Genomic DNA, 14,138 nt, shown 5'->3' with positions numbered 1-14,138 from the left:
AGTATTTCCAGCGTAGCCGGAGGCCGGCGGCCGAGAAGGGGGTACGGAACGTACCCGACCGCCGAGATGCAGGCACTTAGCGTTCACCTCAACCCGCCGTCGGGTTGACGACACTGCCCAGCTCGGCCCCGGCGGCGGGTGCTCACCAAGCACATCGACCACGCACGAGGCGGCGGCCATGGAACCCGGTACAGGCAACGATCTACCAGATCTCCCGCGCCGAGTGATGCGCGTCAACTTCGGCGACCGCGCACGACATCCGGCGCTCTACTACTCGGCTCCCGCAGATGTGATCGCGAGATTCGGACGGGCACTGAAGAATTGGCACCCTGAGTACACCGTTGAGGTCGAGCCTGTCGAGAACGAACCGGCCGAAGTGCCTGAGCTTCCTTATTGGAACTTGTGGGCGTGGGAGTGATCACCATGTGGGGCCTGGACACCAGCACGAAACCCCAGCTAGGCACGACCTTGCCCGATACGCCGGCCGAAGTGGCCCTCTTCGCACTCAACATTCAGGAGTGGCACCCGCAGTGGCACGTGGATGTGCTCACCGGGTACGGGACATCGAACGATCCACAGTGGGTGTGTGTCGTCTGGAACCGTTGGGGGGCGTAACCCTGCGGATCGCCGAACGTCGTTGTGCTCGTAAGTCACAGAGGCTCGTGACGTTGGCGTCTGGCGTCAGTCGTTGCTGCGGTGGCCACGCAGAAAACGTGCTCGGATGGGGGTCGCCCGCGCTGGGTGGTCGGCACGGGCAAGCCGCTCGAATTCGTCGTGTGCCGCTGCTGCCAGGCGGTCGACAAGACCGTCTAGCAGGTTCACATTCCTCTCGAGATCGTCCAGGTTCAGGTCGTCGTACTCCAGATCTGGATGATCCAGGACAAACCACGATGCGGACTGGGTCTCACCGATCTGGAAGCGCAGATCATGGCAAATCACAGAAACGGCGGGCGCGTCGAGCATCTCGAGCGTCGTGGCCGACAGGGACAACTTCCGGTAGAACTCGTCAGTTTTGCCTCTGAGTTCAGCCATGCTCGGCTTGGACAGTCGGCTCCAGATGTTGTGGAACTCGTCGTGCGCAACATGAGCGGTTTCGAGTGCCTCGACACACTGCCGCAAGACCGTCTCGCGCTGCCACTTTCGGAACTCGCGCACATCAGTTGCGGCAATGGCAGCACGATTCGTGCGGTTGTTGATTCGGATGCCGATAAGCGTCACCGAGGCGACGACGAGCGAGCTGACTAGCGGGAGCCACGGAGTCACCCAAACAGCATCGCACCCGGAACCGGCAGTGGCGCAGGAAAATACAGGCCGCGAGGGATGACTCGACATCCAGTCACGGAGCCAGCGGGCAGCGCGAGTTGGTTGTGGAAATCGAAACGTCGCCGAGCGGCTGGAAGATGTCGACCTCGAATCGGCCTTCTACTCGCGCGCGGATCTGGCTCTTGGCGAAGTCGTCGCTCACGTTCTCCGAACATTTCGTTTCGATGCCTGCTGAAGGCATAGAAAAAGCCTCTCACCTGCAATGCAAGTGAGAGGCTTTTGGCGGTGGCGGAGGGATTTGAACCCTCGGAGGGGGGTTACCCCTCACACGCTTTCGAGGCGTGCTCCTTAGGCCGCTCGGACACGCCACCGCCGACAACCATACCGGAGAGGGGGCGGATCGCTAAATCGGGTGGTGGTCAGCGTTGGCGGGTGAAGAAGGATTCGAGGAGGGCGGCGCAGTCGGGTTCCAGGATGCCGCCGCGGACCTGGGGGCGGTGGTTGAGGCGGCGGTCGCGGACTACGTCCCAGAGCGAGCCGACGGCGCCGGTTTTGGGTTCCCAGGCGCCGAAGAGGACGCGGTCGACGCGGGCGAGGACGAGGGCGCCGGCGCACATGGTGCAGGGTTCGAGGGTGACGGCCAAGGTGCAGCCTTCGAGGCGCCAGCCGTCGCCGTGCAGTTGGGCTGCCTGGCGGAGGGCGAGGACTTCGGCGTGCGCCGTCGGATCACCGAGCGCCTCGCGGGCGTTGGCGGCGCGGGACAGTTCGCGGCCGGACGCGTCGAAGACGACGGCGCCCACCGGGACGTCACGGGGATCGGCGGTGGCGGCCGCGGCGAGCGCGGCGCGCACCATCTCGGCGTCGGACGGCACGGCGCCGGGGGTGCCGTCGGTCCGCTCGGTCAACGCGGCAGTTTGTCCAGGACCGCCGATAGTTCGTCGGCGAAACCGAGGCGCTGGGCGATCATGCCGAGCTGTTCATCGGGGTACAGGTCGGTGTCGGCGAGGATGACGCTCAGCACCGGCTCCGGTAAACCGAGGTCGGCGAGCACACCGAGATCGCCCTCTTCCCACGGCTCGACATCGTCGAGTTCGTCCGGGTCGATATCGGGGATCTCGACGTTCAACGCCTCGAGTACATCGGCGGCGATGTCGTAGTCGATCGCGGCCGTCGCGTCCGAGACCAGCATCCGGGTGCCGCTCGGCGCGGGCCGCAGCACGATGAAGAATTCGTCGTCCACGTCCAGCAGCCCGAAGACCGCTCCTGAACTGCGCAAAGCCTTCAATTCGGTTTCCGCTGTGGACAAATTGGTGAGGGCCGCCTGGCTCAATGGGCTACACCGCCATTTGCCTTCTTCACGGACCACCGCCACGGCGAACCCCTCGACGACGTCATAGTCTTCCGACGCCGCACTGTTCGTGCCCGAGCGCTGTGCTGCCATGGTCGCAACGGTAGTCTGCCTGACCCGAAATGTTGAAGTCGTATGCCAATCTGTTCCGATGACGCGCGACCTGAAGGCCCCGATCTGCGTGCTGGGAACCGGTTTGATCGGCGGGTCTCTGCTGCGGGCCGCCACCGCCGCGGGCTACGAGAACTGGGGCTACAACCGTTCCGAAGACGGGGCGCGGGCCGCCCGAGCCGACGGATTCGACGTGACATCCGATCTGGTGGCGGCACTGACCAGGGCCGCGGAATCCGATGCGTTGATCGTGGTGGCGGTACCGATGCCCGCGGTCGATCACCTGCTCGGCACGATCGCCGCCTATGCGCCGCGTTGCCCGCTGACCGATGTGGTGAGCGTGAAGGGTCCGGTGCTGGCGGCGGTGCACCGGCACGGGCTCGCGGCGCGGTACGTCGGCGGGCATCCGATGGCGGGGACCTCGGAGTCCGGGTGGGCGGCGACCTTCCCGGAGCTGTTCCGGGACGCGGTGTGGGCGGTGGGCGTCGACGAAGGCACGCACGTGGACCCGTGGCGCCGGGTGGTGCGACTGGCTTTGGACTGTGGCTCCGTGGTGGTGCCCGTGGTGGCGGCGGAACACGACCGCGCCGTCGCGCGGATCTCGCATCTGCCGCACGTGCTGGCCGAGGCTTTGGCCGTCAGCGGGGCGAGCGGGGGACCGCTGGCGCTGGGACTGGCGGCGGGCTCGTTCCGGGACGGCACCCGGGTCGCCGGGACCGCGCCGGATCTGGTGCGCGCCATCTGTGAGCCGAACCGGGCGGCCCTGCTCGAGGTGCTGGAGGACACGCTCACGGTGCTGAGCGCCGCCCGGGACAGTCTGCGCGACAACGGTTCTCTGGCCGACCTGGTGACGGCGGGACACGACGGCCGCCGGGACTACGAGACCGCCGAACGCTGGGCGATCACCGATGTGCGCCCCGGCGAGCACGATTGGCTTGAAGCCCTGCGTGTCGCGGGTCAGCGCGGCGGCGTCCTGACCGAGTTGCCCTGATCACACCGCGGCGCGAGTTCAGATGCGCTCGGCTAGACCGGGATAGTCGAGGACGAAACCGTCGGCGTCGACCGTGACGGTGGCGCTGGAGACGGGGGACAGCACATTGATGCCGTTCGGGCCGCTGCTGTAGGTCAGGCTGGCTTCCTGCACCAGCAGATCCGGCAAGCGGACGTAGACGACCGGCACCTGCACGTCCTGCACCGCGTTCTGCAATCCGAAGCGGCGGATCGGCAGCGTATTGAAGAACGGGCTGAGCACCACGTCGACATCCAGCGCACCGGCGAAGGTGGAGCGCACATGGCTGCCGCCGGCGTCGACCAGCCAGTAGTCCTCTTCGTCGCGGGCGAGCGAGGCATGCCGTTCGCCCGCCGGTGTGGTGGTGCGCAGCGACAGCCGCTTGGTGACACCGCTCTCGTCGGTGACCAGGTCGTAGGACGCGCTGAACGCGGGATGCTCGTCGCACGCGCCGCCGATCATGCGCCCGGCGGCCCGGATGCGATTGCCGTTCAAGGTCACGCGCACCGACTCCATCCGCGTCGCGTTGTGCGCGCGCCACGTGAGCATCGCCGGCCAGCGGGAAGCGGTGCCGGAGCCAGGGGCTGGGTTGGTCACGTATCTACCGTAAGCGACAAACCGGGTGAGCCCGCACCACACCAGCGACTCCGCGTCGCCCCCCGGTGGTCACGGGCGGTACATCCAGCATCAACTGTGCGGCGCCCGCAGCAAACCGCTGGAACCGATCGAGCGCCATGTGCGCGACCGGCCAACCCCGTAGCCGGTCGACGCACATGGACCACCGCTCACACCAGTGATTCCCGCCAGGCCGCGTGCAAACCCGCGAACCGGCCGCTGCCTGTGATCAATTCGGCCGGTGCGCCGTCCTCCACGATTCGCCCGTTTTCCAGCACCAGCACCCGGTCGGCGATCGCGACGGTGGACAGCCGGTGCGCGATGATCACCGCGGTCCGCCCGTGCAGCACCGTTTCCAGTGCCCGCTGGACCAGCCGCTCACTCGGAATGTCCAGGCTGGAGGTGGCTTCGTCGAGCACGATCACCGCCGGATCGGCCAGGAACACCCGGGCGAACGCGACCAGCTGCCGCTGACCCGCCGACAATCGGCCGCCGCGCTTCTTCACATCGGTGTCGAAGCCCCGCGGGAGTTTGGCGACGAAGTCGGACAAACCCACCGCACGGGCCGCCGCGTGCACTTCGGCGTCGGTCGCGTCCGGCCGGCCGAGCCGGATGTTGTCGGCCACCGAACCGGAGAACAGGTATGCCTCCTGAGTCACCATGACGACATTGCGCCGCAGGTCGGCATCGGCCACCTCGCGCAGATCGACTCCGTCGAGGGTGATGACGCCGCCGGACGGGTCGTAGAACCGGGTGAGCAGTTTCGCCAGCGTCGACTTTCCGGCGCCGGTCGCACCGACCAGGGCAACGACCTGCCCGGCCGGGATCGCCAAACTGAACTCGGGCAGCACCGCCTTGGCCACTACGCCGTCGGAACTCGCACTGTCACCGCCGGTTTCGAGGACGTCTTCGGTGGGCTTCGATCCCGGGTCGTAGCCGAACCACACGTGATCCATCCGGACCGCGCCTGTCGCCTTGCCCAGCGGCACCGGCGTTTTCGGCTCCGGGACCGACGGCTCTTCCTCCAGCACGCCGGAGATCTTCTCCAGCGCCGCCGCGGCCGACTGATACGAGTTGAAGACCTGCGCGAGTTCGTCGAGCGGACCGTAGAACTCGGTGAGATACAGCAGGTAGGCCGCGAGCACGCCCACCGCGAGGTTGCCCTCGATGACCATCCAGGCACCGACCAGGATGATGATCACCGTGGTCAAGTTGCCGAGCAGCCTGGTCAAGCCGGCGTAATCGCCCATGCCGCGCATCGCGGAAATGGTCGCCTGCCGGTAGGCCGCGTCCTCATAGGCCAGCACCGATTCGTTGCGCTGCTCCCGGCGGAACGCCTGAACCGCGCGCATGCCGCCCATCGATTCCACGAACTGCACCACGACTTTCGCGATGGCGCCGCGGGTCTTGCGGTAGCCGGCGCGCTGACGGCGTTGCGCCCAGCGGGTGACCAGCAGCAGCGGGACGAACCCGGCGAGCACGATCGCGGCCAGCGTGAGATTCAGGTAGATCAGGATGGCCGCGATGGTCACCACGGACAGGATCGCGCTGAGCGCCTGATTGAGCGCGCTCTCCAGCAGTTCCTGCAGGGTCTCGATGTCGCCGGTGAGCCGGGACACCACCTTGCCGGAGGTGTACTTCTCGTGGAAGGCGACGCTCAGCCGTTGCGTGTGCGCGAACGCGCGCACGCGCAGATCGAAAAGCACGCTCTGGCTGAGCTTTCCGGAGACGCGCAGGAATACGAAGGTGGTGACCATGCTGAGCGCGACCGTGCCGAGATAACCCGCCACGGTCCAGATCAGCGGTGCCCAGTTGCCCTTGCCGCCCTGCGCGATCGCGGTGTCCAAGCCGTAGGCGATGAACAGCGGACCCGCCACCTTCGCGGCATTGTCCACCACGATGAGGACCAGGGCCAGGATCGCCTGTCTGCGATACGGCCTAACCAGTTCGAGCAGCAGCCGCCGGGATCGTTCGGCCAGCACCAGGTTGCCGGTCGCGGTGACCTCTTTGTCCTCGCTGGCGATGCCGCGCCAGCCGGCGACCTCATCGCGTCGTCGCGATTCCTCCTGCGCCGCCGCGTCTTTCGACTCGATCGTTTCGGTGCTCACTACTCACCTCCCATCAGATCTCGATATACGGTGCTGCCGCGCATCAGCTGGTCGTGGGTGCCTTCGGCGACGATGCGCCCGTCGGCGAGCACCGCTACCCGGTCGGCCAGCGCCGCCGTGGAAGGCCGGTGTGCCACCAGCAGAGTCGTCGCGTCGGCGAGCACGGTGCGCAGCCGCTCCTGCACCCGCTCCTCGGTCTCCACGTCGAGCGCCGAGAGCGGATCGTCGAGCACCATGATCCGGCCGCCCTTGCCGGTGCCGGTCAGCACCGCTCGCGCCAAGGCGAGCCGCTGCCGCTGTCCGCCGGACAGGCTCATGCCCTGTTCGCCGATCCGGGTGTCCAGACCCCAGGGCAGGTTGTCCACGAACTCGGTGGCCTGGGCGACGTCGAGGGCGCGCCGCACGTCGTCGTCCGAAGCGTCGGGATTGCCGAGCGCCACGTTCTCGCGCACGCTGGCCGAGAACAGCACCGGCTCCTCGAACGCCACCGAGACCAGCGAACGCAGGTCCGATACCCGCATCGTGGCGATGTCGATACCGTCGATGCTGATCACGCCGCCGGTGACGTCGTAGAGCCGCGGAATCAGGTTGAGCAGCGCGGTCTTTCCGCTGCCCGTCGCACCGACCAGCGCCACCGTCTCGCCGGGACGCACGGTGAGCGAGATGTCCTCCAGTACCGAGCCGCCGTCCTCCGGTTCCGGGGTGAAGCCGAATCGCACGCCGTCCAAACGCAATTCGCCGCGGATCTGTACGGGCAACGGCACCGGATCCGGTGGATCGGTGATATCGATCGGGGTATCGATGATCTCCCAGTAGCGATCCGCCGCCGTGCGCGCGTCGTTCCACTCGGCCAGCAGGAAGCCGGTCCAGATGATCGGCCACTGCAGGAAGTTGGCCAGCGTGATGCAGGCGACCAGGGTGCCGAGCGTCATCGTGCCGTTCGCCACCGCGAACGCGCCATAGCCGAGCGCGAACGCGATGGCCAGCTGGGGCACCGCGACCATGGCGGACCACAGGTTCGCGTCCAGCCGAACCTTCAGCAACTCGGTCTGCTGTAGTTCCCGTGATTGCGCGGTGAACCTGGCACCGAAGAACGCGCCCCGCCCGAAGGCCTTCAGTACCCGGACGCCCTGCGCGGATTCCTCGGCGGTGGTGGCCAGATCGCCGGACTGGTCCTGCGAACGCCGGGACGCCACCGCGTATTTACGTTCGAAGCGGACGCAGAACCAGGTCAGCGGGAGGGCGATGACCGCGAACAGCAACCCGATCCGCCAGTTCAACGCCACCAGCACCACGATGCCGACCGGAATCAGCACCATGTGGATCAGCAGGAACGGCCCGATGAACGCGATGAACTTGCGCAGCGTCGCCATATCGTCGACCGCGCGGGACAGCAACTGCCCCGACTCCCACGCGTCGTGCCGCCCGATCGCCAGCGCCTGCAACTTGCGAAAGATCTTGGCGCGCATGGTGATTTCCACCTGTGTCGCGGGTTTGGAAACCAGCCAGCGCCGCCCCCAGACCCCCACCGACTCCAGCAACCCCAGCACCAGCACCAGCGCCACCGGCCACAGCACCCCGGCGAAATCGCCCCGCGCGAGCGGCCCGTCGATGATTCTGGCGATCACCACCGGGATGACGATGGCCGTCAGCGCGCTCAGCAGCGCCAGGCCGGTCGCCGCGAGCAGGGCGTTCCGGTGTGGCCGCACATAGGGGCCGAAGCGGCGCAGCGAGACCAGGCGGCCCGGTGGTTCGGCTGCCCCGGACCGCGGAAGTCTGTCGCCTTCGGGCTCGGCGGCGGGTATCTCCAGTGCAACTGACAAAGCTCCCCCTCGGGTTGGTGGTTTGCGGTGTCAAGAACGCGACGCCCGTGATGTTCCCACCGGGGTCCGACATCTCAGGGTGTCAAAACGACGTGCTCCAGGCCACCGAATTTCCGGCCGGCCGGCCCGTGCGTCGCTCATGACCCCAGCCAACAACCTGAAGTAATGTTGAAGTCAAGAACCGCAGGTCCGAACCGGGGGTAAATCTCGCGGGCGGGGGTATACCGCACACCGGATAGGCAGCGGGAAGGAGCGGCGTGCCATGCGTCGCCGATCGTCCGCTAGAGAAGATGCGCGAGAGTTACATGAGAATCGGAAGTGTCATAGTTCTGATCTGGCTGCTGATCGGTGTGATTGCCTCAGCTCAGCGAAATTATTTCGACAGCGGGCCGGTCAACTGCGCCGGGTTCGGCACGATCGTCGTGACGGTGATCGCGGGGCCGCTCAACTACATGGGCGTCAACCCCAAGGTCGACGATTGCGATGTGCCGCAACCCAGTCCGTAGGTAAGTCGTACGGACCACGCCCGGCTGCCGGATACGGGAGCCGGGCGTTCCCATCCCCTGGTCGAACAGCCACCGGCCAGTCACCATCGCGCGCGTACGGTCGAAGGGGAAGGGAGCGATAATTATGCGCGAACGTGCCTCTTATGGGCGATCGGAGCGCGAGCACGGTCTCCCCGCCAAGATCGCGAGCCTCCTGCTCCTGGCCTGGCTGGTCGCCGGGCTCTTTGCCGCGGGTCAGCGTGGCTATTTCACGAACGGTCCGATTACCTGCTCCGGATTCGCCACCATCGCCCTCACGGCCGTTTCCGGCCCCCTCAACTACACGGGAGTGAACCCGAAGGTCGGGCAGTGCACCTTGCCGCAGCCGAGTGGCTGATCGGTCGCAGGCCCTCCGGCAAACACCGAGCCCCCATGTTCCGCATGGGGGCTCGGTCGTGGACGATTCAGGTGGACCGGGGGCCGGAGTCCGCGTATTTCGATGAATCATCTTGCAGTGCGCGCAGTTTCGTGCCCTCGATATCGATGTCCAGCACGATGCGATCCAGCCATCCCGGCATCCACCAGGCCCACTTGCCCAGCAGCACCAGCAGCGACGGGATCAGCACCATCCGGATCAGGAACGCGTCCAGCAGCACGCCGACCGCCAAGGCGAAACCCATCGACTTCGCGGTGGCGTCGGTCTCCAGCAGGAACGAGCCGAACACCGAGATCATGATGATCGCGGCCGCGGTGACCACCCGGGCCCCATGGTGGTAACCGTTGATCACCGCTTCCGTCGGTGACTTGCCGTGCACGTATTCCTCCCGCATGCGCGTCATCAGGAAGACCTGATAGTCCATGGCGAGACCGAACACCAAGCCGATCAACATGATCGGCAAGAAGCTGACGATCGCGTGCGGATCCTTGATCAGGCCGAACTTGCCGTCCTGGAAGATCAGCACGGTCGCGCCGAAGGTGGCCGCCATGGACAGCAGGAAGCCCAGCGCCGCGGTCAGCGGCACCAGGATCGAGCGGAACACCGCGATCAGCAGCAGGAACGCCGCACCGGCCACGATCGCCAGATACGGCACGATCTTGCTGAGCAGCACGTGATCGATATCGGCGTAGATGGCCGTGGTGCCGGTGATGCCGTATTCCATCCCGTACTCGGATTTCAGCTGCGCTTCGGCGTCCCGGGCCTCCGACACCAGATCCTTGGTGCCCTTGGCATTGGGCCCGTCGTTCGGCACGCCCTCGAGCAGCGCGCCGCTGCCGTCCTGGCTCAGCATAGGCTCGGTCACGTAGTCCATGTCCGGATAGGACGCGAGCTTGTCGTGTAGCGCGGTCAACGCGGCCGCGCGCCGGTCGGCGGGCACATTGGTCAGATCCACCGCCACCTGCAGGATGCCGTTGCTGCCCGGGCCGAAACCTTCGGTGCGCAGGTCGTAGGCCTTACGGACGGTGGAGGTCTTGGGCATGCTGTCCTCGCCGGGCAGGCCGAGATTCAGGCCGGCGGCCGGGGCGGCGAGCAGACCCAGGATCAGCACGCTCAGCCCGAGCGTCACCCAGGGCGCGCGAGCGATCACCCGCGCGACGCGGGTGCCGACGCTGACCACGCTGTCGTCCTCCGGGTCGTCCGCGGCGATGTAGGGCAGCTTCGGCTTGAACAGGAAGCGCCCGAACGCGCCGAGCAGCGCCGGCATCAGCGTGATGGCGGTGAGCACCGCGAACGCGGCCGCGACAGCGCCGCCGAGGCCCATGAACGTCAGGAATCGCACCCCGACGATGCCGAGTCCGACCAGCGCGATGATCACGGTGAGACCGGCGAACACCACGGCGGAACCGGCCGTACCGAGCGCCGTGCCCGCCGCCTCCTCCGGCGAATCCTGCACCGCCAGTTCGTGTTTGTACCGGGAGACGATGAACAGCGCGTAGTCGATGGACAGCGCGATGCCGATCATCGAGGCGAGGAACGTGGTGAAACTGGGCACCGACAGCACCGAGGTGCCGAGGAAGATCAGCGACGTCGCCGCGCCGAGCCCGATGATGGCGGTGATGATCGGGACGAACGCGGCCACGATCGCGCCGAACGCGATGATCATGACCAGGAACGCGACGCCCATACCGATCATCTCGGACTTGCCGCTCGGCATCTCCTGCTCCATGGCGATGCTGCCGCTCATCTCGACCGTCAGCCCGGCGGACCGCGCCGCGTCGCCCGCGTCGTAGGCGGACTTTCGGTCCTCGGCGGTGACCTTGGTGAAGTCGGTGATGGTGAACGGGACGCTGAAGTAGGCGACCGTGTCCGGGGCGGTCTTGTTCAGCACGTTGAGCGGCGCACCGCTGCACTTGGTGGGATCGGCGTCGGGGACCAGGCAGCCCATCTTCTCGGTGGCCTCGATCGGGTCGACGATCGGTTTGCCGTGGTCGACGATGCCCAGCGTTTCCACCTTGCCGATCAGTTCTTTGATCGCGGCATGGTTGGCGGGGTCGGTGAGCTTCTGGCCCGCGGGCGCGCCGATCACGTATGTGCCGGTGACGGCGTCGAATTCGAAGCCTTCGGACATGCCGGGAAAGTGCTTGTCGAGAATGTTCGTCGCCCGCTCCGAGGGCAGGTTCGGCATGCTGAAGTCGTTGGTCATCGGCTCCTTCAGCCCGTTGCCGAGCGCGCCCAGGATCACGAACAGCAGCAGCCAGATGGGCAGCACAATCCATTTGCGGCGAAAGGCGAACTTTCCCCACCGATATAGCCAGACGGACACGGGTTCTCCTCGCGGTGATCGGATCGATCCTGGTAGGACGTGCTCACCGGTCCGAAGAGCGCCGGTGGACAACCGAGCTGAAGAACGGAACTTGTTGCTGAGTCTGCTGCGGACCGGACACAAGATCAAGAACTGACGGCACCTAGTTATGAAGGGGAAACGCACTCGGCCCCGCGCCTGAAGTCAGGTGCGGGGCCGAGCGTCACTCGGGACAGGTCAGCTCACGCCGACCGGCTCCTTCTGCAATTCGACGGCCTTGCGCTGCAGACCCTGCAGCTTGGCGCCTTCCACATCGATATCCGGCAGGATCCGGTCCAGCCACTTCGGGATCCACCAGGCCCACTTGCCCATGAGCACCAGCAGCGACGGGATCAGCACCATGCGGACGAGGAACGCGTCGAACAACACGCCCGCGGCCAGTGCGAAGCCCATCGACTTTGCCGTCGCGTCCGGCATCAGCATGAAGCCGCCGAACACCGAGATCATGATCACCGCGGCGGCGGTGACCACGCGGGCACCGTGGTGGTAACCGCTGATCATGGCTTCCTTGGCGGACTTGCCGTGCACGAATTCCTCGCGCATGCGGGTCACCAGGAACACCTGGTAATCCATGGCCAAGCCGAACACCAAACCGATCAGCATGATCGGCAGGAAGCTGATGATCGGCTGCGGATCCGCGATCAGGCCGAACGCGCCCTCCTGGAAGATGAGCACCGTCGCGCCGAACGTCGCCGCCATGGACAGCAGGAATCCGAGCGCCGCGGTCAGCGGTACCAGGATCGAGCGGAACACCAGGATCAGCAGCAGGAACGCGGCGCCGGCCACGATGGCCAGGTAGGGCACGATCTTGCCGAGCAGCACATTGTCGACATCGGCGTAGATCGCGGTGACACCGGTGACGCCGTACTCCATGCCGTACTCCGCCTGGAACGCGCCCTCGGCGTCGCGGGCATGCTTGACCAGGTCCTTGGTGACCTGCTCGTTCGGGCCGGACTTCGGCACGCCGTTGAACATCGCGCCCGCGCCGTCGGCGCTGGACATGGTCGCGGTCAGATAGTCCATGTCGGGGTAGGACGCGATCTTCTCCCGCAGTGCGGTGAGCGCGGGTTCCCGTTGCGCGGCAGGAACATCGGTGAGATCGACCGCGATGTTCAGCAGACCGTTGCTGCCCTCGCCGAAGCCCTCGGTCCGGATGTCGTACGCCTTGCGGACGGTGGTGTCCTTGGCCATGCTGCCCTCGCCCGGCAGACCGAGGTTCATCCCCGCCGCGGGTGCGGCCAGCGCACCGAGCACTACGACGCTCAGGATGAAGGTCACCAGCGGCATCTTGCCGATGACGCGGGCGAACCGGGTGCCGTTGGTGACCGAGTTGTCGTCCTCCGGGTCGTGCTTGGCGACGAAGGGCACCTTCGGCTTGAACAGGAATCGTCCGAACGCGCCCATCAGGGCCGGCAGGAACGTGATCGCGGTAAGCACCGCGAACGCGGCGGCGATCGCGCCACCGAGGCCCATGAACGTCAGGAACTGCACGCCGACGATGCTCAGGCCGGTCAGCGCGATGATGACGGTGAGCCCGGCGAACACCACCGCCGAGCCCGCGGTGCCCAGGGCGATGCCCGCGGCTTCCTCGGGTGAATCCTGCACGACGAGTTCGTGTTTGTACCGGGAGACGATGAACAGCGCGTAGTCGATGGACAGCGCGATGCCGATCATGGTCGCCAGAATCGGCGTGAAGGTGGGGATGGTGAGGAACGAGGTGCCGAGCAGGATGGTCGAGGTCGCCAGGCCCAGGCCGACGATCGCGGTGATCAGCGGCACGAACGCGGCGATCAGCGCACCGAATGCGATGATCATGACGAGGAAGGCGACGCCGAAGCCGATCGCTTCCGACGAGGCGCTCGGCGCTTCCTGCTGCAGCGGCAGCGAGCCGCTCATTTCGACGGTCAGGCCGGCATTACGGGCGGCGTCGGCGACGTCGTAGGCCAGCGCCCGATCCTCGGGGGTGACATCGGTGATCGTCGCCATCTTGAACGGGACCTCGAGCACCGCGACGGTGTCGGGCTGGTCGCCCAGCACGTTCAACGGCGCACCGGCGCAATAGGACTTGGCCTCGTCGCCGCCGCGATCGACGGCCACGCAGTTGATCGACTTCTCCGGGCCGATCGGCATGTTCTCGGCCACCGTGACCGGGTTGACGAGCGGCTTGTTGGCATTGCCGGTGTCGACGATCGGCAGTTCGCGCAGTTTCGCGATCAGGTCGTCGATGGCGGTCTTGTTGGCCGGATCGGTGAGCTTCTGGCCCTCCGGCGCTTTGATCACATAGGTGCCGAGGACGGCGTCCATGCTGAATTGCGCTGACATGCCGGGAAAGTGCTTGTCGAGGATCTCGGTGGCCCGCTCGGACGGCAGGTTCGGCATCGAGAAATCGTCGTTCATCGGTTTGCTGATGGCACCGGCCACGCCGCCCACGATGATCAGCAGGACCAGCCAGACGGGAAGCACGATCCATTTCCGGCGGAAAGCGAACTTTCCCCATCTATAGAGAAATACGGACACGAGGGATACTCCTAAGCGAAAGACACTGGGACGTGCTGAAATCCGAGGCCCGTAGACA

13 protein-coding genes and 1 tRNA gene are annotated in these 14,138 nt (G+C 66.3%); 4 read left to right on the top strand and 10 right to left on the bottom strand.

Features of this window, described 5'->3' with window-relative positions; all coding sequences use genetic code 11:
* Positions 1-178 precede the first annotated feature (178 nt).
* Positions 179-418 (top strand): hypothetical protein, encoded by a 240-nt coding sequence (locus BJ987_RS04655; protein ID WP_209885003.1) that lies wholly within the window; start codon positions 179-181, stop codon positions 416-418.
* Between the two features lie 263 nt (positions 419-681).
* Here the strand turns inward: BJ987_RS04655 and BJ987_RS04650 are convergent, their stop codons facing one another.
* From BJ987_RS04650 to BJ987_RS04635, 5 genes are all read right to left on the bottom strand, one after another.
* Positions 682-1,263, bottom strand: a complete 582-nt coding sequence (locus BJ987_RS04650) for a hypothetical protein (RefSeq protein ID WP_209885001.1) — start codon at positions 1,261-1,263, stop codon at positions 682-684.
* A 73-nt stretch (positions 1,264-1,336) separates the two neighbouring features.
* Complete coding sequence (locus BJ987_RS37680; RefSeq protein ID WP_281070354.1) at positions 1,337-1,465, bottom strand: hypothetical protein; 129 nt, start codon at positions 1,463-1,465, stop codon at positions 1,337-1,339.
* A gap of 78 nt (positions 1,466-1,543) precedes the next feature.
* A tRNA-Ser gene (locus BJ987_RS04645) sits at positions 1,544-1,634 on the bottom strand.
* 48 nt (positions 1,635-1,682) lie between these two features.
* Positions 1,683-2,117: a nucleoside deaminase gene (locus BJ987_RS04640; protein ID WP_245366537.1), complete on the bottom strand. Its 435-nt coding sequence runs from the start codon at positions 2,115-2,117 to the stop codon at positions 1,683-1,685.
* A gap of 47 nt (positions 2,118-2,164) precedes the next feature.
* Positions 2,165-2,704 (bottom strand): tRNA adenosine deaminase-associated protein, encoded by a 540-nt coding sequence (locus BJ987_RS04635; RefSeq protein ID WP_209884999.1) that lies wholly within the window; start codon positions 2,702-2,704, stop codon positions 2,165-2,167.
* Between the two features lie 58 nt (positions 2,705-2,762).
* On the opposite strand from BJ987_RS04635, the gene BJ987_RS04630 reads away from it, so the two are divergent.
* Entirely contained in the window at positions 2,763-3,713 is a 951-nt protein-coding gene (locus tag BJ987_RS04630; RefSeq protein ID WP_209884997.1) for a prephenate dehydrogenase, read from the top strand.
* 18 nt (positions 3,714-3,731) lie between these two features.
* Here the strand turns inward: BJ987_RS04630 and BJ987_RS04625 are convergent, their stop codons facing one another.
* From BJ987_RS04625 to BJ987_RS04615, 3 genes are all read right to left on the bottom strand, one after another.
* A complete protein-coding gene (locus BJ987_RS04625; protein WP_209897833.1) occupies positions 3,732-4,280 on the bottom strand; it encodes a putative glycolipid-binding domain-containing protein in 549 nt (182 codons plus the stop codon).
* Between the two features lie 236 nt (positions 4,281-4,516).
* Positions 4,517-6,454 carry an ABC transporter ATP-binding protein gene (locus BJ987_RS04620; RefSeq protein ID WP_209884995.1) on the bottom strand — a complete coding sequence of 646 codons (1,938 nt, stop codon included), beginning with the start codon at positions 6,452-6,454 and terminating at the stop codon, positions 4,517-4,519.
* A complete protein-coding gene (locus BJ987_RS04615) occupies positions 6,454-8,277 on the bottom strand; it encodes an ABC transporter ATP-binding protein (RefSeq protein ID WP_209884993.1) in 1,824 nt (607 codons plus the stop codon). The genes BJ987_RS04620 and BJ987_RS04615 overlap by 1 nt, the downstream gene beginning before the upstream one ends.
* A 305-nt stretch (positions 8,278-8,582) precedes the next feature.
* Between BJ987_RS04615 and BJ987_RS04610 the strand changes: the two genes are divergently transcribed.
* A complete protein-coding gene (locus BJ987_RS04610; protein ID WP_209897830.1) occupies positions 8,583-8,783 on the top strand; it encodes a hypothetical protein in 201 nt (66 codons plus the stop codon).
* 124 nt (positions 8,784-8,907) lie between these two features.
* On the top strand, positions 8,908-9,159 hold the full coding sequence (locus tag BJ987_RS04605; RefSeq protein WP_372446835.1) for a hypothetical protein: 252 nt from the start codon (positions 8,908-8,910) through the stop codon (positions 9,157-9,159).
* Positions 9,160-9,226: 67 nt separating this feature from the next.
* Here the strand turns inward: BJ987_RS04605 and BJ987_RS04600 are convergent, their stop codons facing one another.
* Together BJ987_RS04600 and BJ987_RS04595 are read right to left on the bottom strand one after the other, a co-directional pair.
* On the bottom strand, positions 9,227-11,524 hold the full coding sequence (locus tag BJ987_RS04600) for an MMPL family transporter (RefSeq protein ID WP_209884991.1): 2,298 nt from the start codon (positions 11,522-11,524) through the stop codon (positions 9,227-9,229).
* Between the two features lie 216 nt (positions 11,525-11,740).
* Positions 11,741-14,080, bottom strand: a complete 2,340-nt coding sequence (locus BJ987_RS04595) for an MMPL family transporter (protein ID WP_209884990.1) — start codon at positions 14,078-14,080, stop codon at positions 11,741-11,743.
* Positions 14,081-14,138 lie beyond the last annotated feature (58 nt).

This window comes from Nocardia goodfellowii, from assembly GCF_017875645.1.
Lineage (GTDB): Bacteria > Actinomycetota > Actinomycetes > Mycobacteriales > Mycobacteriaceae > Nocardia > Nocardia goodfellowii.
Note: the sequence above shows the minus strand (reverse complement) of the source record. Positions and strands in the feature narration are given on the sequence as shown.